Source organism: Agaribacterium sp. ZY112, assembly GCF_041346925.1.
GTDB lineage: Bacteria > Pseudomonadota > Gammaproteobacteria > Pseudomonadales > Cellvibrionaceae > Agaribacterium.
Genome location: NZ_CP166840.1, coordinates 2,339,438 through 2,365,327, shown reverse-complemented (window position 1 = coordinate 2,365,327; position 25,890 = coordinate 2,339,438). Strand labels below are relative to the sequence as shown.

Here is a 25,890-nt window from a genome sequence, read left to right as displayed (position 1 = left end):
TCTTATTTAAGAGGGAAACACAAAGAGGTTCGTAACTCGCTTTCATCAACATCGGCAGGCTTATTTTCGTAAATTTCAAATGGATGCTGCTGTTTACCGCACCGGATCAATTTTGCGCGCGCTAGCGCCACCATGGCCGACCACGCATTACCTAGGTGTCGATAAGGCCCTATATGGGCAATTTTATAAACTCGAAGCTTAGGAATATGGCCAGTAATAAACTGCCCACCGACTGACTCAGGTAAATGCTCAACCTGAAAGGCTGCGGTATAACTTACTTTGTCTTGAACCGCATCATAAAGGTGGTAAATAGAGAGCCCTTTACCAATACCTACTGCCTCGTTGCCTTTAAGCAATATTTCCAGATTATTAAAGTCCCGCTGCATAGAAGGGCCAACGTCCACACAAGAGCATTGAGTTTTAATACCAATATAAGCACAAGAAGGAAATTCGGCTTCGCCATCAAACTCAAGAGTCGACTCAACTCTGCCTAACTCTAAATAGTCTTTGAGCATCAATAAGCCACGCTCATAGTCCATTCCAATATAGGTCTGCATGGGCTTTTTCATCCAGAACATAAAAAACGGCAACTGGCTTTGCATACTCCATGTTACTTTACAGGTTTTGTCATTTAAAGGCTGAACATCAAAGGCCACATCGGCAATACTTTTCCATGGCTTTATAAAGTTCAGTTGGCACCGAAGGCTGTTCGGCGCGTTAGACTGCTCTATGTGCATGCTGCCTTGGCCTACCCGCTTGCCTTGCCAGCTATAACTGAGAGCATCTGCTGCAATATGCATTTGGGCTTCAGGCTCTGTAATTAACCATGGCGACCACGAACGCCACTGGTGGAAGTCACTAAGAACAGAAAATGCCTTATCGGCACTCACTGCAAGCTCGAGACTACGTTCAACGTAAATACTGGGCATGACTATCTCCTTGTTATGGCACGGGTAATTAGCAGGCTTGCTAAGCAGGAGAAGTATAAAGCGCTATGAGAGTAGATAAAAACAACAAAAATAATATAAATAGGGATGACGTCACCTTTTAGAAGCGGAACGCCATAAACAAGAGAACAAAACACCCACTAATATCGCCATGTAGCCAGTAAGTACTTAGATGACTCCTCCGGTGCAAGACTGTTAAGGACAACTAGCGCACTAAACATAACCCAGCCTTAAGAAGGCTTTATTAATGGTTTAAGAAGAGAATAAAAACAGCAACAGTGCTAACGCAAGCGGGCTAAGTACAGCACAGGCCACATTAGCAGCCATATAGGCTGTATGCTCTGGTAACTCACGAGGGTAATTAACCGCGCCACGCCAAGCTCCAAAACCAAAGAGCATCGGAAAAATAGTTAATGAGGCTGCTCTAGGCAAGGTAGCATTCCAAACAAACAGGCCCAACAAAAAAACCGCCAAAATCCAATTCAGTAAATACAGTTTGCTACTAAATTCATAGCCATAAGCAACTAACATAGTCTTACGGCCTATCTTTCTATCAGCATCTCGATCGGGGAATTGATTTAACAAAAGTAAATTATTTATTAACAAAGCAGGAATAAGGCTAATTAACAAAGCTGCTAATAAAGGCTGACCTGTCATCACCCACACGCCACCAAAGATAGGAATGACCGCCAAGCCAATACCCGGAGCCAATAGGCATAACCAAGGCATACGGTTAATCCAGCGTGTATACGTCACAATAATGATGATGCCTAAAACACCTAATAAGATTAGGTACCAATCGGTTAAAGCGACTAGAAACAGGCCTATAACAGTCGCAAAAACCAAGCTAGTAATACCGAGGATCCACACTCCTTTTAAAGCTTCGGGCTTATTGGGTAAGGTACCCGTACCACCACTAAAAGGCGTTTTAGTGGTGATTAAATCTAAACCTGAAACAAAGTCTTCAGCTTCGTTTAATGCGTTCACACTGATATGAGCAAAAAATAACAATAAGGCCATCGCAATTATAAGAAGAGCCGAAATTTCTGCGCCCAACCAAAAACCGGTGGCGACAATTAAACTGATGCATGAAAATGCCAAGACCAAAAACGGTGGCCGACTGGTCATTAGAACGGCTTTTAACATATTTTGATAACCTCATCTCTATCAATAATATCAAACAGTCTAAACGTCAATAGCAGTAAGGTTTTGGCAAATATCAAGTCCGTGTAAGTTTCACGACAAAAGAAATAAAGGGGTTTCACGCGCCTTAAACACAGCCTATCAATACACTTTTATGCCTATCAATGGCTTCCACAAGAAATTGACGAAAAACCCGAAAGCGAGCTGTATCTCTAAGTTCTGGATGGGATAGCAGCCATAAATCATAACTTTCGTAGGCATTGGTTGCGGGAATTCGAAGCAAGTCTGCGCAGCTATCTGCTAAGAAACAAGGAAGCACAGCCAAGCCCATATGAGCTCGTGCGGCTTCAAACTGTAAAGAGAGGTCATTATAGTTTCCACGACAAGGTACATCCGGGAACGGAGAGTTCACAACCCACTCTGGAAAGGAGCTTTGATCCCCCCAGCCTAACCAACGTGTTTTATCACAAGCAAAAGACAGGGCACTAGCATTATAAGCATGCTCTTCAAGGTACTTGGACGTTGCATAATAAGCACTGCAGGCACTGAGTAGCTTTCGCCCAACTAAAGACTCTGGAGGCTGTCTCCCTTTTTTTAAAAAGCGTAAAGCAACATCGGCCTCACCTCGATGTAAATTATAACTCTCGTAAGAGAGTAAAACCTTGAGTTCAATTTTCGGTTGTAAGCGTTCAAACTCTGCCAAATCGGGTACTAGTAAATGAGTAACCAGATGGCTAGCTGCTGTAAAGCGAATGTCTCCCTCAAGCAAAGTATCTCCACCTCGTAGTTTAAGTTCAGCGTTAGTCATTAACTCTTGGCATTGCAAAGCAAAAGGTAGCAGCGCCTCCCCCAATGAGGTTAATTTATAACCACCAACATGCCGATCAAATAAGCGTACCGCTAACACCGACTCTAATTGATCAATGTTACGGCTAACCGTGGAGTGACTCACCGACATCGCTGCTGCCGTTGCGCGCGCTGAGCCGTGTTGAACCAATAACAAGAAGGTCTGTACATCATTCCAATTCATATCCGCTACCTATGCCATTAAAGAGCTATATCTACTAAAAAATTGACAACACTCGATGCCATACTTTAACCAAAACAACGTCTATAAATGCAAAACCATGTAACACCAGCGTTACAGGGTGTGACAAATATGACTATATTGGCATATAAAAAACACACATACACTAAGCTCATCACACTAACAATTGCACTAACAAAGAGGCAAGATGATGAACAAGGTTGTTGTCAGTACAGAGGTAAAGGCACCGGTTGAAGCTCTTTTCAAATCGTGGCATGACGAGTTTGCAGATATTTATAAATTCAACCCGAACCTAAGCGACTCCCACTTATTAACAAATTCGCCCGTAGAAAAAGGCTTAGGAGCTATGCGCCAGTGTGATATGGCTGATGGAAAAAACTGGATTCGTGAGCGAGTCACTGAGTTTCAAGAAAATCAGAAAATAACCGTCGACATCTACGAAGGCAGCATGCCATTAAAAACAGCTTATGCAGAGATTAGCTTTAAATCCCTCTCTGCAACTCGCAGCCAGACCACGATGGCCATTATGTTCGAGCCTAAACTTGGTTGGCTTGGAAGAATGATGGTGCCAATGATGAAAAAGCAATTTAGTAAAATGCTACAAGCACTGCTGGATGCAAACGCGAGCTACGTTGAAACAGGTAAACAGGTGAATCCAAACCAAGATCAGATACACGCAGCTTAAAAATATAAACTGTAGATGTTGAGCTTGGCCGCTTGAAGAAAAAACGCAGTTATCTCTATTACGATACGGCTACGTTTTTCACTTTAAGGTTATAGCGCTGTTTTACTTGAAGACCTAAAGTCTGAGCATTAGCTTTATATAGAGGACTTAAGCTAGTGCTTGATTCTTTAAGTAATCCTCATAGTTACCATGGAAATCAACCACGCCGTCGGCTGTAAGCTCAATGATACGAGTAGCAATAGAGGACACAAACTCCCTATCGTGGCTGACGAAAATCAATGTCCCGGGGTAGTTCTCCAAAGCCAAGTTTAGGGATTCAATCGACTCCATATCTAAATGGTTGGTCGGCTCATCAAGTAAAAGAATATTTGGTTTTTTCAGCATAAGGCGACCAAAAATCATACGACCTTGCTCACCACCAGAAATCACTTTGACTGATTTCTTGATATCGTTTTGGGAAAACAATAAACGCCCAAGGGTACCGCGAATTACCTGTTCGTCATCCCCTTCTGAACCCCACTGCCCCATCCAATCAAGCAGGGGTTTATCTTGCTCAAATTCATGGGCGTGATCCTGAGCATAATAACCAATGTTATTGTTTTCAGACCATTTAATGGACCCAGCATCCGTATTGGTATCACCGTAAAGGCATTTCAATAAGGTCGACTTACCAATACCGTTAGGACCAATAACAGCAATGCGCTCACCAACTTCAACCTGCAAATTCAGATTTGAGAAAACTTTCTCATCATACGACTTAGAAAGCTCTTTCACTTCTAAGGCTATACGGTAGAGCTTTTTCTCTTGTTCAAAACGAATAAATGGGCTTTGTCGAGTAGAGGGTTTAATTTCATCTAATACAATCTTATCGATCAACTTAGCACGCGAAGTCGCCTGCTTAGCTTTAGAAGCATTGGCAGAGAAGCGGCTCACAAAAGACTTAAGTTCTGCTATTTGTGCACTTTTCTTGGCGTTGTCAGCCTGCATACGCTCGCGAACCATGGTAGATGCCGTCATAAAGTCGTCATAATTACCTGGGAACAACTTAATTTGGCCATAATCAACATCGGCCATATGCGTACAAACACTATTCAGGAAGTGACGGTCATGCGAGATAATAATCATCGTGCAATCACGTTCATTCAATACCCCTTCCAACCAGCGAATGGTATTAATATCCAAGTTATTTGTCGGCTCATCAAGCAACATAATATCCGGGTCAGAGAACAACACCTGAGCCAATAAAACACGAAGTTTCCAACCTGGAGCGATCTCACTCATCAAACCAAAATGCTGCTCTACAGGAATACCCACTCCGAGCAATAACTCACCTGCACGAGACTCAGCGGTATAGCCATCTAGCTCGGCAAACTCGCCCTCTAAGTCGCCAACTCGCATACCTTCTTCGTCAGTCATTTCAGCTTTGCTGTAAATCTCATCGCGCTCTTCTTTAATTTTCCAAAGCTCTTCATGGCCCATAATAACCGTATCAATAACGCTGTACTCTTCGTAAGCAAATTGATCTTGACGCAATTTACCAATACGCTCCTCAGGGTCTTTACTCACAGAACCGGCACTAGGCTCTAAGTCCCCCCCAAGGATTTTCATAAAAGTCGACTTGCCACAGCCATTGGCTCCGATCAAACCATAACGTTTGCCATTAGCAAACTTAACAGACACATCTTCAAAAAGCGGGGCAGCACCAAACTGCATGGTGATATTAGCGGTCGTAAGCACGAAGTTACCTAATTGATAAAGGGATAGTAGAAAACAGGAAGGCTTCTATTATCGCATCCGCAGTAAGAAATGCTAAGCAATAAACGCACGATATGCCAAGGTCTGGGCGAGAAACGTTTGAAAAGTGCAAAAACAAAAAACACTGAACAACACACTCAGCAAGGCTTACAAACTAAGAGAATAAGCAATGGCAAAATACTTGCGACAAGTGCTCTAGCCTTTTGGAAAACCGAACAATTAACAGTTGCTTATGTTTCTAAGTGTATCCTTCTTAATAAAAAGCCAAAGCATTGATCGAAAACACACCTCAACGTATACTTTAAATTAAATCGGGTATTTAAATATAAACCCGCAAAAGGGCTTATATAGTCGAAGCTAATTATTTCGTTTTTATGACAACACCTGACTAAATTAGCTCCTTTCGCCTCTTAAAAGCATTCACCTAGCCTCACACGGCGCTATATGGAACAGCACATTGAACTCACGGACTTTAGGCATGAAAAAGATTCTTTCAATTCTCATCAGCACAACCTTACTAAGTGCTTGCGGCGGCTCAAGTGGAGGTAATGAAGATACAAGGCCTAGCCCAAACCCAAGTCCATCTGCTAGTTCAAGCCCCAACGTACCAGGAGAGGGAAGCAACACTCTAGAGGCCATTGATGATAGCTTTACCGTTGCAGCCGGTACAACCGTTTATCTAGACGTACTAGCCAATGACCGTTTCTCAGCCTTAAGTAGCGTCGAAATTGTCTTGGATTCAGGCTCAAGTTATCGAGTGGTTGATGGAAAAATAGAATTTACTGCCCCCAATTCAGATACTTTTTTACGATCGTTTAATTACCAATTAAATGAAAATGGTAAAAGCTCAGAACTGGCAACCGTTCGTGTCGAACAAGCAAATGATACAGGTATGGCCACCTTAAACCCCGAATCAGACCGTTTCGTTGTACAAACAAATGTAAGCACTGATCTGGATGTACTGGCCAATGATGTATCGTCGATTCAATCGCCATTAAGTGTAAGTGAAATTTTACTTGAGCCTATTAACGGCACTGTTAGCATCGAAAACGACCACTTACGCTACCAGTCACATGAGAACTACAGTGGTACGGATAGGTTTACTTACCGAGTTCAAGACAGTGTCGGCAATAACTATGGTGGGGTCAATGTCGATATTTTGGTAGAGGCTAAACGCTCCGGCCGTTATACCGAACTCTACACCACTGATATTGCATCTTTTGAACTAAAACATATCGGTCAAAGCTTGCCTCAGTACTACGCAAAAGGCAGTGGTTACGTCAACCCAGAAGCTGCTGGAGACCTAAATGGTGATGGGTTTCATGACACTATTGCTTGCGTTGCTCAAGCACCAACAATGAACAACGAACTCCAAGTCGTCGATGAAAAGGTAGGAGAGTGCATACTCACACTTGGTGGCCCTCGCGATACAATATCACAAAGACAATATAGTATTAGAGGTCACCAAGAAAATGAACGCTTTGGGAGCTTACTCTCTAGTGCTGGCGATATAGACGGTGACGGTTTCGATGACGTCGTAATCCTAAGCGGCAGCTCCAGTAATTTTAAAGCTCATATCCTCTACGGTAGGGCAGAATTTGAGTCGCCACTAACGACGAGCTCAACCACAGATCTTAGCCCACTTCTCAGTAGCTCAACCATTTCATTTGCAGCTGCAATTGGTGATGTAAATAACGATAATTTTGCAGATGTTGCGATCCAAATTATTGGCAACAGTGACAATCGTGAGTTACAAATCTTATTTGGTGGTGCACAGCGTTTAAGCGGCAGTATAGAAAGAGATGAGCTTGATAATAGGCGCTTTATTTATTCACCTCAGCTAGAAGCGGAGCTTGAGGGCAGAGTAACTACCCGTGGCTCTATTCGCGCACTTGGCGACTACGACGGTGATGGTTTTGATGATTTTGGCTTGGCAGGCACCCTAAGTTTAAATACAAGCACGCACAACGGTGCAGTCATTATTTTTGGCCAAGCTAATTACGACTCAGGCTCAACAACACTCGATCAACTAAACACCTTATTTTTATCTGCCAAAGAATTTACAAGTGAGAACCAAGTAAACATTGGGGCTGTTCTTGATATCAATGGCGATATGAAAAAAGAGCTGTTCATACAACACGGAAATGAAATATTAATCTTTGATCGAAAAGACAATAAACAAGGTAGCTTGGCTCTATGGGACACAAACAAGCAACTTGGAAAGATAACGGGATTTACAACAACAACGGTTGTGCCCTACCCCGCTGGCGACATCAATAACGATGGCATAGAAGATCTCATACTCAATAACATCAGCAATTCAAAGCCTGCCAGTGCCATTATTTACGGACAAAACACGATAACGCCTAGCATTGACATTGATGAATTTCGCTTTGCTAATGGCAGTACCGGAGAGCAAGGCGCTCTAATTTACAGCAAGAGAAATAGCTCTGCATTCAACTCACGCCTCTGGGCAAGAGGTGTGGGCGATATGGATGGTGATGGGCTAGATGATTTTGTCGTTAGTGGCTTCTTAGTTGAAGACAGTGATGACATCGCCGACTTTAACATCCTCTATGGTGCAAATCATTGGGGCTTAGGGGATTAACACTGGTTTCACGCAATCCAACTTGATACAAAAGGCTAAAGCAGCGAATGAAAAACGGGAGCACTTAAGCCTAGTCAGTTTTTTAAAGGCGTAGTAAGCTGCTGTTAAGTAAGCTTCAGCAAGCTCACTTAACAGCCACTAACAACAATAAAAGTCATTTAGAATATGAGTTTACTTTGTCGTAGCCTCCTTTGCTTTGGTAGCTTATTACTAGGCACTTATAGTTTTGCAGCCGGAACCGGAATATTTGATGCTCGAAGCTTAGCTATGGGAGGGACGACAACAGCCAGTGCCAACTTAGAAAATGCTCCTTTCTATAACCCAGCCCTTTTATCCTTTCACGATAAGCGTGAAGAGGACTCTCAAAGCGGCAGACTGTTTTTCCCGTCAATCGTTTTACAAGAAAGTCGAGCTCTTAACGATGCCATCAATCTACATGAGCAAGACCTCTATGATCGAGTAACAAGCGCCGTAGATGCCTTTAACCTTGATCAAAATAACAACAACGCACAAACCGTGCTTGATCTCACACGAGAAGTGCAAACTGAAACCGATAAGTTAGGAGATCAAGTTTATCTCGCTGAAGCACTCATAGGTATTACCCTTGTGCAGCCAAGTGAACACGAAGGCGGAGCCTTTTATTTTAACCAACGCAGCATAAGTGCAGGCACCGCCGATATTACTGATGAGGATAAGCAACTACTCAATAATTATATCGAAACCCTCGATTTTATAATCAGCGGAGGCAGTCAGGGCGCAGAACACCCAGAGCTATATATAGATGGAAACCCGAATAATGGTTTGCTTGACCCTCGAGACAACTTAAGTTCAAACGCAGACTTGGGCTCTATCCTTGTATCTGAATGGGGAGTCTCATTTGCAAAACAGTTTCCCGTTTTCAAACAAAACGTATCATTTGGCTTCACGCCTAAATTAACCCGAGTATCGGTCTTTAGAAACAACTTTGATTTTTCTGACAGCTCTGTTGAACTTGATTACGATGAAGAAACATTTTCATCGATCAATTTAGATTTAGGTATTGCTACAGAAATTAAAGAAAACTTTCGCTTAGGCCTTGCTATCAAGGATGTATTCGGTAAAAACTATAAAAGTGAAAACGACCTTGAAGTTAAATTACGCCCGCAAGCAAGCCTAGGGGCTGCCTACATCTCCAACAAGTATTTAATTGGTATTGACCTAGACCTAAACGAAAGCCAAGCACTTGCAAATGAGCAGGCGACTCAATATACGAGCATCGGCGCTGATATCACTCTAGTTAAAGATATATGGTTACGCTTGGGTTATCGCTCCGATCTGAACAATACCATCAGTGATGTAGCTTCTTTTGGATTGGCTTTTAAAATAAAACGCTTTGTTATGGAAGGAGCTTATGCTCATGGAGACGATGTAAGAGGAGCTGCTTTTCAAATGGGTTATGCTTTTTAAACCCTATCTAAAAACGTAATGACTGCTGCTAGAGCTACCGAAAGGAGGCGAACTTTAGGCAGAGTGATAGAACTGAGTGCTAGAGCCATGTCTTATGCCTAGCACCTTATACTTAGCGCCTTATATACTCCCCTATACCCCTGCCGATTCCATTCCATATTGAATCGCTACCTTTATTAAAAAACCAAAAATCCCTAAGCCAAGGCCGGCAAAAATAATAGCAGTGCCAAATTTTCCAGCATTACTTTTTTTAGCCAGATCCCACATGATAAAAATCATAAAGGATATTAACGCACCAACACCAACAGCGGTGCCCCATTCATTAATCCAATCGTTTAACGGTGACATATAAACTTAGCCCTAAACCGCTTTAGCAAGTTCTTGAACTTTATGAACCATAGCTTTAATACCATTACCACGAGTAGGACTTAAATGCTTAATCAGTGACAAGGCTTCAAAATACGACTCAATATCGAACTCAAGCACTTCAGCGGGCGTTTTATTATTGTAAGCAGCCATGACCAAGGCCAATAAGCCTTTAACAATAAACGCATCACTATCAACGCTAAACAACAATCTACCGTCGGTTAAAGCGCTCTCAACCCATACTTGGCTCTGACACCCCGGAACAATGCGATCTTCGGTTTTAAGACTGTCATCCATAGCTGGCAGGCTTTTACCTAGATCGATGATGTACTTATAACGCTCTTCCCAGCCATCAAAAAAGCTCAACGTATCAAGAATATCGTCGGTAGTAATATCATTGCCAAAAGGCATGGTGGGCAAGGTCATGAATCGTTCCATTTAGGTAGAAGTACAACAGCGGGGCATTCTAACAAAATGCAAGAATCTGGACGACAAGAAATGCTGTTTTCAGCTAAAGCGTACTCTAGCTGAAAACAGGGGTGGTCTATTTATAGGCGTTTAAACGCTAAAGAACCATCGCCATCAAAACCTAGTGTCAGTACATCCTCTAGAGCATTGGCAAACAGCACAGTTTCACCATTAGCGGCATCATTAAAGCCAATGTCACCATTAGCATCAAACACCTGAGTGACTGTTAACTCACCAGTATTTGAGTTTCTTGTATAAGTGCCCCACTCCATACCGGACTCTTCACCTTCTTCATCAATAGGTGCCACTTCATCCACTTCTAAGTGCACATAGGTACCGTTATCAAAGAAGATCAAACCTAAGAAATCATTATCCGTTAAATCAGAGGTCCACGCCCCTAAAATACCTTCGGATGACAAACGGCTAAAAACAAGAGACTCATCTTCCTCAATCTCACCGTTCAAATTATCATCAAACTGCATGGTTAACTCATCACCATCCACTTGCGCAAAGATTCTAGTCAAATTGAGTGTGGCGTCCGTAAAACCAGTCTCACCATTTTCATCAAAGGTGTGCCCAATGGTCAGCTCATTGCTGTCATTATTCTTAACGTAAGTGCCCCACTCCATACCTGAAATTTCATTAAAAGCATCTATTGGCTCTTCTTCGTCAACTTCGATATGCACATAACTACCATCAGCAAAGAACAAAAGCACCAACAGGTCATTATCAGTCAAGTTAGTAGACCATGCTCCTGTGATATTAGTACTCGCAATAAAGTCTTCGCCCTCTGCTGCTAAGGTCGTCTCAAAGTGAGCAAGCGCAGTACCTTCTGATACCAGCTCGGTATTCGTTGAGCCCGAATTAGCAATAAGGTTGCTAACCGCAGCTAATGACTCAAACTCACTGACGGAAACACTGAAGTCGACTTGAGTCGCTGCACTTTTAGCATTTTCAGTAATGGTGATGCCATTTTCAGCGATACCATCTTCATCTAAGGTTTGTAATAAACGGATGATATTGACAACCGTTGCGTCCGTTGTGTCATCACTACCGGCTAAATCTAATGGTGTAACGAGATCTTTTGCGGCAACAGCGGGCAGCTCTAGATCGCCAATAAAGAAAGTAACCGTTTCACCGTCTAAATAATCATATTCTCCAAGAGTATTAGTTACGCCTTCTAGGGTTTCCGTCTTATAGCCAATATTGGCAATCGCGCTATCTAAGAAAACGCCCGTTTGCGTAGCTACAGGATCAGGAGAAGCACCACCACCGCTCCCTGCTGACGCTGAATCGTCATTACTAGAGGAAGAACCTCCGCCACAGTTAGCTAATAAAAGTACTGCCGCTAACAGTGTTACTTTTTTCAAAATCATAATCGGTTCTCAACTAAGGAAGTGAAAGATGGCTCAATAACACAAACATCAAGTGCGGTGATAAATATCAAAATGCGGGAAATACAGGGGATATCATGCTCCCTGTTTAGCCCGAAATTGAACCGCGCCTAGTATTATCAGTGCAGATAAAAACAGCCGCTATAAACGATTTAAGCGCCAAATACGATGATAACGATCAAAAAAGGGACAAGCAAGCAATACTTAAGTCGCAAAAAAAGAAGAAATGTTACTTACGAAGTACCAGCCGGCTTAGGTTTAGAGAGGAAATGAACAAAGAGGAACTGAATCGAGAGGTGCTTGAATAAGCACCTCTTTACAATAAGAGTTAAAAGAACATGCCCGTTTCGAGCTGGGCTTCTTCACTCATCATATCTCTGTGCCATGGAGGGTCAAATACGAGTTCAACACTCACACTTTTTACATTTGGCACTAAACGCACACGGTGTTTTACGTCACCGACTAACACAGGGCCCATGCCGCAACCAGGTGCCGTTAAGGTCATTTCAATAACGACTTCACCACTGTGCTGACACACTTTAAGCGAATAAATTAAACCTAAGGCGCGAAGGTTAACAGGTATCTCAGGATCGTATACCGTTTCTAGAGCTTCCCAGATTTGCTCTTCGTGTATACGGCCATCACCTAAGTCTTCAAATTCAAGTTCGTACTTTTCAAGTCCAAGCGCGTCAGCATCAGTGCCGTCAACTCGCAACATATTACCTTGATAAACCACCGTGTAATTGCCGCCCAAGCTTTGGGTAATGGTGACAAAGGTATTGGCGGGGATGGTCATCGGGTCACCCACGGGAACCAAACGGGCAGGTACCTCGCGAACAGTACTGACCATACGTTGCTCGGCCATATTATTTCTCGCTCTCAATGCTGAAGCTCTCGCCACAGCCACATTCATCTTTAACGTTCGGGTTTTCTAAGACTAGATTTAGATTCAAACCTTGTTGGCGAACATCAATATGGGTGCCTTGAACGGCACTTAAATAACGGCTGTCGATATAGAACTCGACACCACTTGAAAGTGTACCGTGTAAATCACCGGATTCGGCTTGCTCTATCTCATCAATGAGATATTTATATCCTGTGCAACCGGCTTGTTTTAAGGTCAAACGAATCGCCTTTAAACCACTGCGCTTTAATTGCTTGGCGAAGTGCTCGGCCGCTTCATCACTGATCTGTAAAATATCACTGACATTTTGCTTAAATTCAAACGTTTCTACAGCCATGCCCTACCTCAAAAACTGCAAGACTTTTTCGAGCGCGATAAACAGCGCATCGACGTCAGCCTTGGTGTTGTAGATGCTAAACGATGCGCGCACAGTACCTGGCAACGCAAACTCTTGCATTAATGGTTGCACACAGTGGTGCCCTGTACGCACAGCGACACCTTGTTGATCCAACAAAGTACCGATATCGGCAGGGTGAGTACCGTCAACAACAAAACTAAATACAGACGCGCAACAATCGGCTTGACCAACACGCTTTAAACCTTCAATTACTGCACTTTTCTCGACACAATAATCGAGCAGTTCTTGCTCGTGTTTGAGCATGCTCTGTCTATCAAACTGCTCTAAATAATCAAATGCCGCGGCTAAACCAATGGCACCGGCAATATCTGGCGTGCCCGCTTCAAACTTATATGGAAGAGTATTAAAGCTAGTACCAGCAAAACTGACTCGCTCAATCATTTCGCCACCACCCTGCCAAGGCGGCATGGCATTCAAAATGCTTTCTTTACCCCAAAGACCACCGATACCCGTTGGGCCAAATACCTTGTGACCTGAAAACGCATAAAAGTCACAACCTAGCTTTTGCACATCAACATCGAAGTGAGCCAAACCTTGAGCACCATCGATTAAAACCTTGGCGCCAGCATCGTGAGCCAACTGAATAATCTGCTCTATCGGGTTAACCGTACCCAAGGCATTGCTTACATGCGCAACACTGACAAACTTCACTTTGTCACTGAGCATGGTTTTAAAAGCCTCAAGATCGATCTCGCCTTTTTCTGAAACCGGAATCGCTTTCACCGACGCGCCACGCGACTCGGCCACTAACTGCCAAGGCACGATATTACTGTGGTGCTCAAGGGTGCTGACAAGAACCTCATCACCCTCGCTTAAATTGGCCCGACCCCAACTTTGCGCAACAAGGTTAATGCTCTCCGTTGTGCCCCGAGTCCAAATAAGTTGTTTAGCCGACGGGCTGTTTAATGCTTTGGCAATACTTGCACGCGCGCCCTCAAAAGCCGTAGTTGCTCTATCAGCTAAGGCGTGAGCACCACGATGAACATTGCTGTTATCGAAGCTGTAATAATGCACAAGCGCATCAATCACTGCCTGAGGCTTTTGCGTGGTCGCTGCATTATCGAGATAGACTAAGGCGTGGCCATTCACTTCCTGATTTAAAATCGGGAAGTCTTTGCGAATGACGTCGGCATTAAATTCACGCTTGTTTGTTTGCGTATTGGTCTCAGTCACGGCAGCGCTCATAATAAATGTCTAGTTAACTCTGGATCGCGAGAAAATAATGAGGTCAACTTATTGCGAGCCCAAGTTAATAATAAGGGGCTGTCGATTTCTTCAAGCAGCTCATTGATAAACCCAAAACTTAAAAGCACTTTGGCTTCTGCTTCAGCAACACCGCGAGTGCGCAAATAATGCATAGCCATGTCATCTAGCTGGGCAACCGTAGCACCGTGAGCACAACGCACATCGTCGGCGTAAATCTCAAGCTCTGGCTTGGTATCGACTTCTGCTTTATTACTGGTTAATAAGTTTTTATTACTTAGATACGCTTCGGTTTTTTGTGCATCGGGATGAATATGAATTCGTCCATTAAAAACCGCACGAGCTTCATCGGCAATAATGCCTCGGAAAACCTCATTGGTCTGGCAGTGAGGCACTGCGTGTTCAATCGTGCTGTGCACATCGACATGCTGCTTATTCTGCGGCAAATACACGCCGTTTAATTCAGCTTCGGCACCTTCGCCTTCGTAAGTCACGGTCATGTCAACGCGCTTAAGCACACTGCCCAAAGTAAGGTAGAAACTATTAAGACGAGCATTGCGAGCAAGGCGAGCGTGAGCGGCACCAACGTGCACGGCGTCTTCTTGCTCATCTTGCAAACGGTAATGCTGCAATTTGGCGTTATCAGCAATCACAAATTCACTGACGTTATTGGTGAAGCTCACTTGCTTGTCGCTGCTCGAACTAAACTGTTCAATCAATTCGGCTTCAGCATTCGCCTCAAGCACAACCAATACACGAGAACTCACTGCAAAATCACTAGCAGCCTGAGTGCTCAGCTGAATAATATGCAAAGGCTTATCGAGTTTTACTGAGCGTTTAATATGTAATAAAACCCCCTCATTAAAACTTGCGGTATTTAATGCAGCAAAACGGTGTTTAGCCGGCTCAAAACACGAATTCAATTCTTTGGCGATAAGCGCCTGTTGTTCGCTATTAGCCGCACTAAATAAGCTAAGTTCAACACCTTCTTGCTCAGGTAAAACGGACTCTGAGCTAAGCAATTGGCCATTAACAAACACCAAACGATAAGCATCTAGCTCAGCTAATTGACTTAGTTCAGCGACATTTACCTCAGCCAACTGACCCTGCTGGCTGTAAAAAGTGCGCTTTTTCAAACTGGCGACACTGGTGTATTTCCAGTCTTCAGTTTTGCGGCTAGGTAAGCTCAGTTCTGCAACAAGCTCGGCCGCTTGCGCGCGTGCCTCACTGATAAAAGCCAACTCAGAACTAAGAGCTGACTGCGCTGACGAAAGAAAGTCCGTCATTAGCACACCTCGTCTTCAAGCCACGCGTAACCTTTGGCTTCAAGCTCAAGCGCTAGCGTTTTATCGCCACTTTTCACAATCTTGCCGTCGGCTAAAACGTGCACAAAGTCCGGCTCTATATAATCTAATAAGCGCTGGTAGTGCGTCACAACAATAAACGATCTATCGGCAGAACGAAGCGAATTCACGCCCTCGGCAACGACTTGCAAAGCATCAATATCAAGGCCGGAATCGGTTTCATCAAGAATCGCAAGAGACGGCTGCAACAGCATCATTTGCATGATTTCGTTGCGCTTTTTCTCACCACCGGAAAAGCCTTCATTTACACCACGCTTTAAAAAAGCTTGGTCCAAGTTTACGGCCTTACACGCTTGGCGTGCTTGTTTCATAAAGTTAACCGCATCAAGTGCTTCTAAACCTTTATGTTCACGCACGGCATCAACAGAAGCCTTTAAAAACTCCATGTTACTTACGCCTGGAATTTCTACTGGGTACTGAAATGCCAAAAACAAACCTTCACGCGCGCGCTCTTCGGTATCCATCTCGAGCAAGTCTTTACCGTGGAACGCCACCGTCCCGCCAGTGACTTCATAACCTTCGCGACCACTTAATACATGGCCAAGGGTACTTTTACCGGCACCATTAGGGCCCATAATGGCGTGAACTTCACCTGGTTTAATTTCCAAGTTAAGACCTTTAAGGATGTTTTTCTCTTCAACCTTGGCTTCTAAGGCATTAATGCTAAGCACATTTAACTCCAGCTTTCTCTGTTTAAACAAAGCGTCCTAAGAAGCTTTGTTTGTCGCTTGTATTAACAAGCTTGAATAATGGTCACTAAATAGGCCGAGATATCAGCCTATTTATTATGAAACGTTAACCGACTGAACCTTCTAGGCTAACTTCGAGCAACTTGCCTGCTTCAACAGCAAATTCCATAGGCAGCTCTTTAAATACTTCTTTACAAAAACCATTCACAATCATGGACACGGCTTTTTCAGTATCAATACCGCGCTGCAAACATAAATACAGCTGGTCGTCGCTCACTTTTGAGGTAGTCGCCTCGTGCTCAACAACGGCACTTGGATTTTTACTTTCTATATACGGGAAGGTATGAGCCGCACACTTGTCACCAATTAATAGTGAATCACACTGTGTATAGTTTCTGGCGCCTTCGGCTTTCGGGTTCATACGCACCAAACCGCGATAGGCATTGGAGCTTTTGCCTGCACTGATGCCCTTACTGATAATGGTCGACTTGGTATTTTTACCCAAGTGAATCATTTTGGTTCCCGTATCGGCTTGCTGGTAATTATTGGTTAAAGCAACCGAATAAAATTCACCAACGCTGTTATCGCCTTTTAAGATACAGCTCGGGTATTTCCAAGTGACAGCAGAACCTGTTTCAACTTGAGTCCAGCTAATACGCGCATTGTTGTGGGCAATGCCACGCTTAGTCACAAAGTTATAAATACCACCTTTGCCTTCGGCATCACCGGGATACCAGTTCTGTACGGTTGAATACTTAATATTGGCATCATCCATAGCCACCAATTCAACCACCGCCGCATGCAACTGATTTTCATCGCGCATCGGTGCCGTACAGCCTTCAAGGTAACTCACGTGGGAACCTTCATCGGCAATAATCAAGGTGCGCTCAAACTGGCCAGTATTACTTTCATTAATGCGGAAGTAAGTCGACAACTCCATAGGGCAACGCACACCTTTAGGAATGTAAACAAAACTGCCATCAGAAAATACCGCACAGTTTAATGCAGCAAAGTAGTTGTCCTTTACAGGCACAACCGAACCTAAGTATTTTTTAACCAGTTCAGGGTATTCGTGAACTGCTTCGGAGATAGGACAGAAAATCACCCCCGCATCTTTGAGCTTGCCACGGAAAGTGGTTGCCACTGACACCGAATCAAATACAGCATCGACTGCAACACCAGCTAACATCTCCTGCTCATGCAGAGGAATGCCCAGCTTGTTGTAGGTTTCAATAAGCTCAGGGTCCACTTCATCCAAACTTTTAGGTTTGTCTTCCATGCTTTTAGGCGCGGAATAATAACTGATCTCTTGATAGTCGATTTTAGGGAAATCAACATGAGCCCAATCTGGCTCTTCCATTTCCTTCCATATGGCAAATGCCTGCAAGCGCCATTCGAGCATCCACTCTGGCTCGCCCTTTTTGGCCGAAATAAAACGTACCGTGTCTTCGGTTAACCCCGGAGGCAAGGTTTCACTTTCGATATCACTGACAAAGCCTGCGGCGTAGTCTTTAGCGATAGCTTCTTCGATTTGATCTTGCGACATTGCTACTCGTCTACCTTAGTTACTTGTCGCGTTAGGCGACAAGCTGCTGTAAACACGCTCTATAACAGCAAGAGCGCGTTGAATTTCTTCGGCCGTCGTAAAACGACCAAAACTAAAACGAATGGAACTTAAGGCATCAGCCTCATTTAAACCCATTGCGGCTAGTACATACGATGGTGCCATGGTGGCCGACATACAGGCCGAACCACTGCTTAGAGCGAGCTCTTTTAAACTCAACAGCAGCACTTCACCATCAACACCACGAAAGCATAAATTCACAATGCCCGGTACGCTGTGCTCTCGCGACCCGTTGAGCCGAATACCAGGCAAGGCATCAATGCCCTTTATTACTTGTTCTCGCAAACCCTGCAGCTGCACATGCTCTTTGTCTAAAAGCTGTTCTGCAAGCGCCGCAGCTTTACCCATGCCTGCAATTTGGTGGGTAGCCAAGGTGCCCGAACGCATACCACGTTCGTGACCGCCACCGTGCATTTGCGCACTGATGTTTATTTCTGGGCAGCGTCGAACATATAAAGCGCCCTGCCCTTTAGGGCCATACATCTTGTGCGCCGACATCGACATCAAATCAACGTTCAAATCCGCAACCTTTACCGGCACTTTAGCCAAGCTCTGAGATGCATCCACATGAAAGGCTATGCCCTGTTCACGTAAATATTGCCCAAGCTCTGCAATATCGTTGATCGCTCCGGTCTCGTTATTCACGTGCATCAGAGATACCAAGGCCGTATCGCCTTCGATCAGGGCTTTTATCGCATCAATGCTGACTCGACCATCGGCTTGCGGCTTAACATAACTAACGCGGTGACCAAGGCCTTCTAAATAAGCAAAACAATCAAGCACGCTCTTGTGCTCGATGGCTGACGTAATAAAGTGGGCATGCTTGAGTCCCTGAGCCTCGACATAACCTTTTAAGGCAATGTTCGATGCCTCAGTGGCACCGCTGGTCCAAACGATTTCGCGACTGTCCGCGCCGATTAAAGCGGCCACCTGAGAACGAGCGATCTCTACAGCTTCTTCAGCCTTCCAGCCAAATAAATGAGAGCGTGAAGCTGGGTTGGCAAAGTTGCCATCAAGCGTCAAACACGCACTCATCAACTCAGCCACAGCCGGATCAACCGGTGTTGTTGCCGCGTAATCGAGATATATAGGCGCGTTTGCGTTCATATAGGTTCTACTAAAAAATCTTAGTTCTGGACTAAATTGGTCAAGCTAATGGTTTCAAGCTCAGGCACATTGAGGCCTTCATTGCGATTTTGCCTATCGGCAACTTCGCGTACTTCTTGTCTTGCGACCAAAGAAGCTAGGCTGATACCACTTAAAAATGCATGAATTTGTGCGCTTAAATCGCTCCACAAATAATGAGTAAGGCAAACTTCGCCACCTTGGCAGTCACCACCGCCATTACAATTGGTTGCATCAACGCTTTCGTTAACCGCGTCAATAATCTGTGCGACAAAGATACTTTCAGCTGCCCCCTCTAAGCGGTAACCGCCGCCGGGGCCTCGCACACTTTTGACCAAGGCGTTTTGGCGCAACTTGGCAAACAACTGCTCCAAATAAGACAGGCTAATATGTTGGCGCTTGCTAATATCAGCCAAGCTCACAGGGCCCTGATTCGCGTGCAGAGCCAAATCCAGCATCGCTGTTACTGCATAACGACCTTTCGTGGTTAAACGCATATAGATGTAGCCTCGCCTAAGTGAGCGCGAATTATCGAAAAACCCAGTAAAACAGTCAAGTATATATCCGACTAAAATAGTCAGGTATTCTATATACAGCTAATAAAAGTAAACTACTGGGCTGAACTTAGCAGGGATTATGCGCTATTTAGCCTTTAACTGCGCCAATTCTGCCTCTAACTCAGCGATACGCTTAGCTTTGTAGAATTGGTCATTTTGCATTGCAGTGAGCATGCCACGCAGCATATTCATCTCCATTTCATCCATACGCACGCGGTTAAACATACGTCGCAAACGAGTCACCGTTTGGCGCGGATTCTCAGGATCATAAAACTTTAGCTTGGCTAAGGTCTCTTCTAAATGCTCGTAATAACGCTCAAGCGCTTCACAATTAGCCGGTGGCTGATCCCAGTCGTCAAAGCTTAGCGGCTCGCCACTTTCAGGGGCTAAGGCAGACATGCGCACCTCATAAACCAATACCTGAATGGCTGCCGCAATGTTGAGTGAGCTGTATTCAGGGTTAGATGGAATATGTACATGGTAGTGGCACTGCTGAAGCTCTTCATTGGTTAAACCACGATCTTCTCGGCCAAATACAATCGCCGTTTTGTGGTTCTGGGCTTCGCTCCAAACTCGATCACCACACTCGCGCGGTGTGATCAAAGGCCAAGGAATACGACGTTCACGGGCACTGGTACCGATCACTAACGAACAATCGGCAACCGCTTCCTCTAAAGTACCAACCACTTCAACTTGATCAAGCACATCAACCGCATTGGCTGCTCGCCAAGTGGCTTTTGCTGTTGGATATTCTTTAGGGTCGACCAAGACCAGCTTGCGCATGCCCATGTTTTTCAACGCCCGCGCCGCAGCCCCGATGTTTCCCGGGTGGGTGGTATTGATCATAACAATGGTAATGTTATCGAAAATGGCTTGCTGATCTGACATTAGGAGAGCCCGTACAAAGATTTTGGGCGCGCATTTTAACGCCGATAAGGCTTAAGAGCGAGTATGGGGGGAAAAATATCAAAACCGCGTTAAAGCTTGGACAATTAGGAATGAAAGGTTCAAAACCTGAGCCATCAAAAACCTACGTTTAAGCTTTTATCTCATCCAGCGCATAAAAGCATCAGCCAAGTGGACGTATGCTTGCTCAATCTTCTGCAGCAGTGCATCAAGTACCGCCACTTCAGCGTTTAAGGCCAACGTCTCAAGCTCTGCACATAAGCCTGCTAAATGAGGAGCCGAAATATTAACCGATGCACCTTTTAATTTATGTGCGTGAGCTTTTAGCTCAGCACCTTTATCCCTGCTGTTTTTTAAATCCTCAAGTATCTCCGGGGTGCTTTGCATAAAAGTCGCCACCAAACGCTCGGCTCGATCTCGCTTATATTTAATGCGAGAGAGAAAAAGTTCTTCGTCCCAGTGCTTATCGACTGGCGCCTCGTCTTCTTCACTCTCAGCTTGTTTGCCCCCTGAATGGCTTGGTTCACGGCGGTTAAGCGCCACCGAACTGAGCTCTGAAACGCTGGGCCCCTCAATACTTACTTGCGCAACACTCGCTTTCATAACATTCAGCTCAGCAGCAGGTTTGTGTTCGTCGGCAGCAACCCAAACTTGAGATGAATCCGCGTTAAGCTCTTGGCTACTGACCGGCACAATACGGCTACTAACCATACGAGCCGATGCCCCCCACTCACTTAGTTTTTCTAACAAGCCATCAAAAGAAACGGGTTTAGCCAGATAATCACTCATACCCGCTGCTAGGCACTTTTCTCTATCTCCGCGCATGGCATTGGCTGTCATTGCAATAATCGGTATATCCGCATTGGGTACACCACTATAGCCTGTACGAATGCTCTTAGTCGCCTCATAACCATCCATAACGGGCATTTGGCAATCCATCAATACAATAGAATAAGGAACCGACTCTGCCGCGCTGATCAATTCCTCAATAGCTTCTTGACCATTATTAGCCACACCAACGCTTAAATTTAAATCTTCCAAGAAACCTAAGGCCACCTCTTGGTTAAAGGCATTATCCTCAACCAAGAGCACACGTATGTCTTCGGTCTCGCTCAGCCCTTCTGCAAACAAAGAAGTTTTGGCTTGTTTTTTTGTACTCTCCTTGCCGTAAAGCAAACTATTTAAGGCGTCAAAAAGGTCAGAGGATGAAATAGGCTTAGCTAAACTATGTAAATCTAGGCCGTTAAAGTCACGCTGCTTTTCATCGTATTTAGACAAAGAACTCAGCAATAACACTTTAACCTTACGTGCCAAACACAGCGATTGCATGTCCTTTAATTGCATGGAATCCATATCGGCAAGTAATTTTTCTGAAATGATCAAAACTGAAATAGCAAGATCAGTCGCAGCTAAGTACGCTTGCATTTGTTGCGGCTCACAAGTTCGACGTATAGGAGCCTGCCACGACTCAAGCTGTTTATGTAAAAGCTCTGCATGAGTCTCATTTGGCTCGGCCAACAATACAAGTTGCTGACTTAAATCTAAACAAGGTGCGGGTACCGCTTGCTCTTGTCCACACTCTAAAAGCAAACTAAAACTAAATTCACTACCACGCCCTTTAATACTACCGACCCAAACATCGCCCCCCATTAAACAACAGAGCTGTTTGACAATGGCCAAACCAAGCCCGGTGCCACCGTAATCACGAGTCGTAGAGGCGTCTTCTTGAGTAAACTCCTGAAATAGCGTTGCCAACTTATCTGCAGCGATACCAATGCCCGTATCACTCACCGAACAACGCAGCTCCACATGCTTATCCTCAACAGGAGCCAGCTCTGCTCGAACAACAATCTCACCTGATTTGGTAAATTTAATGGCATTGTTAACAAGATTATTAAGAATTTGACGTATCCGTGCAGCATCGCCATAGAACTTACCTGCCGGCAAGTCAAAGATATCAACAACAAACTCTAAGCCCTTTTCCTGCGCCCGATAAGCAACAGCATGGCTAAAGTCACTAAACAACAGCCTAATATCAAACTCAACCGCTTCGACCTCTAGCTTTCCGGCCTCTATTTTAGAGAAGTCGAGAATATCGTTAATCACCACCAGAAGTGATTCTGCACTTTCCAAAGCCAAGCTTGTATAACGCTTCGTTTTTTCATTGATTTCACTGCGTGAAATTAGCCCCAGCATGCCCATAACCCCATTTAACGGAGTGCGAATCTCATGGCTCATATTGGCTAAAAACTGCGACTTGTGCTGACTTGCTAGCAGTAGCTCTTCGGCCTTGTTTTCTAAATCCTTGTGCGCATGCAACAACCTCCTATTTGCTTCTTCATTCGCCGTAATCGACGCGTGTAAAGAGCTTGCCATGTCATTAAATGACTGGGCCACAAAACCAATTTCATCATCGCTGACATTATCAATACGAGCATTTAAATCGCCATCGGCAATCTGCTCCGCAGCCTCCGATAAAGAACGCAAAGGGCCAATAATGGCTTTAAACAAGGTAAAGACAGCAACAGCTGCACCAAGGAGGGCAAGTAAAGGCAGCCACAATGATGTTACATCAACCGTTAACTCGGCCTTATCCCGAGCAGCCAACGCCCTCGCTTGCATAAGAGCCTCCTCTTCTTGAATAAAGCGTTCAATCACAAAGCGCATTTCATCCATAATGCGCTTGCCCTCTTCCCCATCCATCAACAACTCGATAGAGGCTTGGTTACCATTGGAGATCGAACGCCTAAACTTAATATCTGGCTCGGCTATCGCAAGCACCCACATATTGGCCATACGCTCTATCTCGTTTATACGAGCTAACTGTTCTGAACGCTTTGCAACTAAGCTTTTTAATGCCTCTATCTCAAGTGCCCATTTCTGCCTCGATGCGATAAACGGCTCTAGAAAATGCTCCTTACCAGTAATTAAAAAACCGCGCTCTCCGGTTTCCATCGCAACGATATACTTCTCTAGCTTGTGCGCACGCGTAATAACTTCTTGGCTATAGCTGACCCAATTAGCCGTTTCTATTGAAGACTTAACGGTGTGATGAATAAAAACAGAAAAAGCCCCTATTAGAATCAGGGGAAACATAAAGCCCGTCAGGATTTTAAAGCGGATACTCCGCGGCATGAGATTTAACATGAAGATTCTACTTCGAGCCCTTAATAAGCTTACCTGCTAAGGAATACCAACATTGTACCTAGTGTAGCCCTAAAGTAGCGTATGAGATGCCCTATCTTGAAGTATCTAATTAGGCCACCAGCACAGGCCTAATTACAGAACCTTTATCGCGCCAGAAGCCTAGCCAAAGGACCTATTAATAAATACGACAGAAGAGCCATTAATGACTAGAAATGCATTTATATAGTGTACAAGGTCGCCGAAATGCGCCTAAGAGTAAATCATCTATACTCAAATAAAATATGTAAAAACCGACCGAACGATGAGCGACAAAAGCGCCCCCGAGACCGCCGCTAACTTCGAGGCAGAAATAGATAGCCAAACCACCACCCGGAGGGACCCTCCTGCACGCCCACAATTTAGCCCCTTCAGCTTAGAGTTTGATGATGATAAAGGTGAGCTTTGGGGGGTGGCACACGAGCGGCCAACCATGGAGCAATGCGCCGAAGAAGGCAGCCCCTTTCGCTTTAGTGACGTAGAAAAAGCCGTTAACGGTGTCACCATGCCCAAGGTGCAAATGGAGATACAACGCTTAGCATATGACAAACTCTTTTATCCTAGGAACAGTGTTGACGCCTTTGTTCGCAAAGTAAAAAAAGACTTCCCAGGTCGCTACTTACTAGGCCAGCGTAAAGATGCCACGATTAAAATCACCGTCAGTAACGATAGACTAAGCGCACGCGCTCAAACGACCCAAGCATGGGGTGGGTCCCCGCTGAGTAACGAAGAAATAAACCAAGCCAAGAATAAGGCAAAAATCACCGAAGAGTGTTTAATAGAAAGTGCATTTGAAAAACTGCGCAATAGCAGTATTGCACTTGATATAGTCGTTGCAGAAGCGATTCCCGCTATCGATGGGGAGCCGGCCTCACTCAAAGTATTAGTGGATAGTAAAAAAGATGTCGAGCGCGATGTAGACAGCCTAGAAGCCATCGATTTACATGAAGTCTATGACTACACCATGGTCGAAGAAGGTGACGAGCTTGTCCGTAAAATTCCGCCCACCGAAGGTACCCCTGGTGTCAATGTACTTGGCAAAATCATCAAACCGAAAAAAGGCCGCGACCTTAAACTGCCGAAAAAATCAGATGGTGTTGATTTTCATCCAGATGATAAAAATGTACTTATAGCTGCTATTAAAGGCCACCCTGTTGTATCCACAGGGCAAGCTAAGGTTGATCCTGTACTCACCATTAAATCCGTAGATTTAAGCAGCGGCAATATTGATTACAACGGTACCGTCATTATTACAGGTAATGTTCGCAGTGGTTTTGAAGTAAAAGCTGAGGGCGATATCTTTGTAAAAGGCTTTGTGAATCGCTCCCAGCTTATTGCTGGCGGTAGTATTTTTATATCAGGAGGTGTTCAAGGGGGCGGAGACGATGATGATATCGACCCCAAAATCTCCGCAACGGGGAATATAGAAGCCAAATTTATAAACCAAGCCACAGTAAACTGCATTGGCGAGCTGCTTGTTAAGGAGTATTTACTCAATTGCGAAACTCAAGCCTTAAAGCGTATTGCCATTGGAGAACAAAGTGGTCGAGGCGCAATTATTGGTGGCCATACAAAGTGCAGTGGCTCTCTGTTTGCCAAAAAGGTAGGCAGTGATGCCTATGTACAAACCGTCATTGAATTAGGCACCAGCTCAGCGGCACAAAAAGAGCTTGAAAAAACCATATTAAAACGAACCAGAAGAGAAACGGAGCAAAACCAACTAGAAAGTATCTTACTCAAAATACGACATACCGACTCCCCCACCGCAATAGGTCAGGTTACTCTAGATAAAGCTAGAAAAATAGAAGCCACATTAAACTCCATTAAAGAAATCATCAGTAACTACGATCGACATATTGAGTCATTACAAGCTGTTGTCAGTGATGCCGACGAACTCTATATAGACGTTAGAAACACTTTATTTCCTGGCACCAGCCTGCAAATAAACGACGTAAGCAAAGAGGTAGATAAAGAGTATAAAAACACCCGAGTAGAGCGAGAGAATCAAATGCTCGTTTTTAACCCCATACCTAACGCTAAGGCAAAATAACGGAGAT

At 44.4% G+C, this 25,890-nt stretch carries 21 protein-coding genes; 4 read left to right on the top strand and 17 right to left on the bottom strand.

The genetic code is table 11. The annotated features are described in order from the left end of the window. Positions 1 to 2: 2 nt before the first annotated feature. The 3 genes from AB1S55_RS10280 to AB1S55_RS10270 all read right to left on the bottom strand — a co-directional run bounded on the left by AB1S55_RS10280 (position 3) and on the right by AB1S55_RS10270 (position 3,120). Positions 3 to 929, bottom strand: a complete 927-nt coding sequence (locus AB1S55_RS10280; RefSeq protein ID WP_370977977.1) for an SRPBCC family protein — start codon at positions 927 to 929, stop codon at positions 3 to 5. Between the two features lie 270 nt (positions 930 to 1,199). Further along, positions 1,200 to 2,093 carry a prenyltransferase gene (locus AB1S55_RS10275; protein WP_370977976.1) on the bottom strand — a complete coding sequence of 298 codons (894 nt, stop codon included), beginning with the start codon at positions 2,091 to 2,093 and terminating at the stop codon, positions 1,200 to 1,202. 124 nt (positions 2,094 to 2,217) lie between these two features. Then, the gene (locus AB1S55_RS10270) at positions 2,218 to 3,120 is read right to left on the bottom strand and encodes a LysR family transcriptional regulator (RefSeq protein WP_370977975.1); all 903 of its coding nucleotides are present in this window, start codon (positions 3,118 to 3,120) and stop codon (positions 2,218 to 2,220) included. A 205-nt stretch (positions 3,121 to 3,325) separates the two neighbouring features. On the opposite strand from AB1S55_RS10270, the gene AB1S55_RS10265 reads away from it, so the two are divergent. Beyond that, a complete protein-coding gene (locus AB1S55_RS10265; RefSeq protein WP_370977973.1) occupies positions 3,326 to 3,823 on the top strand; it encodes an SRPBCC family protein in 498 nt (165 codons plus the stop codon). A 147-nt stretch (positions 3,824 to 3,970) separates the two neighbouring features. On the opposite strand, the gene AB1S55_RS10260 is transcribed toward AB1S55_RS10265, so the two are convergent. Then, a complete protein-coding gene (locus AB1S55_RS10260; protein WP_370977972.1) occupies positions 3,971 to 5,560 on the bottom strand; it encodes an ABC-F family ATPase in 1,590 nt (529 codons plus the stop codon). Between the two features lie 496 nt (positions 5,561 to 6,056). Here AB1S55_RS10260 and AB1S55_RS10255 point away from each other — a divergent pair, with 496 nt between their 5' ends. Both AB1S55_RS10255 and traF read left to right on the top strand, forming a co-directional pair. Beyond that, on the top strand, positions 6,057 to 8,186 hold the full coding sequence (locus AB1S55_RS10255) for an Ig-like domain-containing protein (RefSeq protein WP_370977970.1): 2,130 nt from the start codon (positions 6,057 to 6,059) through the stop codon (positions 8,184 to 8,186). Between the two features lie 165 nt (positions 8,187 to 8,351). Next, positions 8,352 to 9,632 (top strand): conjugal transfer protein TraF, encoded by a 1,281-nt coding sequence (gene traF, locus AB1S55_RS10250; protein ID WP_370977969.1) that lies wholly within the window; start codon positions 8,352 to 8,354, stop codon positions 9,630 to 9,632. 132 nt (positions 9,633 to 9,764) lie between these two features. Here the strand turns inward: traF and AB1S55_RS10245 are convergent, their stop codons facing one another. From AB1S55_RS10245 to AB1S55_RS10185, 13 genes are all read right to left on the bottom strand, one after another. After that, entirely contained in the window at positions 9,765 to 9,980 is a 216-nt protein-coding gene (locus AB1S55_RS10245) for a DUF2788 domain-containing protein (RefSeq protein ID WP_370977968.1), read from the bottom strand. A gap of 12 nt (positions 9,981 to 9,992) precedes the next feature. After that, on the bottom strand, positions 9,993 to 10,424 hold the full coding sequence (locus AB1S55_RS10240; protein ID WP_370977967.1) for a SufE family protein: 432 nt from the start codon (positions 10,422 to 10,424) through the stop codon (positions 9,993 to 9,995). 122 nt (positions 10,425 to 10,546) lie between these two features. Then, entirely contained in the window at positions 10,547 to 11,842 is a 1,296-nt protein-coding gene (locus tag AB1S55_RS10235) for a hypothetical protein (RefSeq protein WP_370977965.1), read from the bottom strand. A 346-nt stretch (positions 11,843 to 12,188) separates the two neighbouring features. Continuing rightward, the gene (sufT, locus tag AB1S55_RS10230; RefSeq protein ID WP_370977964.1) at positions 12,189 to 12,725 is read right to left on the bottom strand and encodes a putative Fe-S cluster assembly protein SufT; all 537 of its coding nucleotides are present in this window, start codon (positions 12,723 to 12,725) and stop codon (positions 12,189 to 12,191) included. A gap of 1 nt (position 12,726) precedes the next feature. Then, complete coding sequence (locus tag AB1S55_RS10225; protein WP_370977963.1) at positions 12,727 to 13,101, bottom strand: HesB/IscA family protein; 375 nt, start codon at positions 13,099 to 13,101, stop codon at positions 12,727 to 12,729. Positions 13,102 to 13,104: 3 nt separating this feature from the next. Further along, complete coding sequence (locus AB1S55_RS10220) at positions 13,105 to 14,367, bottom strand: aminotransferase class V-fold PLP-dependent enzyme (protein WP_370977962.1); 1,263 nt, start codon at positions 14,365 to 14,367, stop codon at positions 13,105 to 13,107. Next, positions 14,364 to 15,671 (bottom strand): Fe-S cluster assembly protein SufD, encoded by a 1,308-nt coding sequence (gene sufD, locus AB1S55_RS10215; RefSeq protein WP_370977961.1) that lies wholly within the window; start codon positions 15,669 to 15,671, stop codon positions 14,364 to 14,366. The genes AB1S55_RS10220 and sufD overlap by 4 nt, the downstream gene beginning before the upstream one ends. After that, the gene (gene sufC / locus AB1S55_RS10210; RefSeq protein ID WP_370977960.1) at positions 15,671 to 16,420 is read right to left on the bottom strand and encodes a Fe-S cluster assembly ATPase SufC; all 750 of its coding nucleotides are present in this window, start codon (positions 16,418 to 16,420) and stop codon (positions 15,671 to 15,673) included. Before sufC ends, sufD begins: the two co-directional genes overlap by 1 nt. Before the next feature lie 124 nt (positions 16,421 to 16,544). Beyond that, complete coding sequence (gene sufB, locus AB1S55_RS10205) at positions 16,545 to 17,984, bottom strand: Fe-S cluster assembly protein SufB (RefSeq protein ID WP_370977958.1); 1,440 nt, start codon at positions 17,982 to 17,984, stop codon at positions 16,545 to 16,547. A 15-nt stretch (positions 17,985 to 17,999) separates the two neighbouring features. Continuing rightward, a complete protein-coding gene (locus tag AB1S55_RS10200) occupies positions 18,000 to 19,169 on the bottom strand; it encodes an aminotransferase class V-fold PLP-dependent enzyme (RefSeq protein ID WP_370977957.1) in 1,170 nt (389 codons plus the stop codon). Positions 19,170 to 19,189: 20 nt separating this feature from the next. Next, positions 19,190 to 19,684 (bottom strand): Fe-S cluster assembly transcriptional regulator IscR, encoded by a 495-nt coding sequence (gene iscR, locus AB1S55_RS10195; RefSeq protein ID WP_370977956.1) that lies wholly within the window; start codon positions 19,682 to 19,684, stop codon positions 19,190 to 19,192. A gap of 144 nt (positions 19,685 to 19,828) precedes the next feature. Beyond that, a complete protein-coding gene (trmJ, locus tag AB1S55_RS10190; RefSeq protein WP_370977955.1) occupies positions 19,829 to 20,632 on the bottom strand; it encodes a tRNA (cytosine(32)/uridine(32)-2'-O)-methyltransferase TrmJ in 804 nt (267 codons plus the stop codon). Positions 20,633 to 20,788: 156 nt separating this feature from the next. After that, complete coding sequence (locus AB1S55_RS10185; protein WP_370977954.1) at positions 20,789 to 23,797, bottom strand: CHASE3 domain-containing protein; 3,009 nt, start codon at positions 23,795 to 23,797, stop codon at positions 20,789 to 20,791. A gap of 301 nt (positions 23,798 to 24,098) precedes the next feature. Between AB1S55_RS10185 and AB1S55_RS10180 the strand changes: the two genes are divergently transcribed. Then, complete coding sequence (locus tag AB1S55_RS10180) at positions 24,099 to 25,883, top strand: DUF342 domain-containing protein (protein WP_370977952.1); 1,785 nt, start codon at positions 24,099 to 24,101, stop codon at positions 25,881 to 25,883. Positions 25,884 to 25,890: the final 7 nt, after the last annotated feature.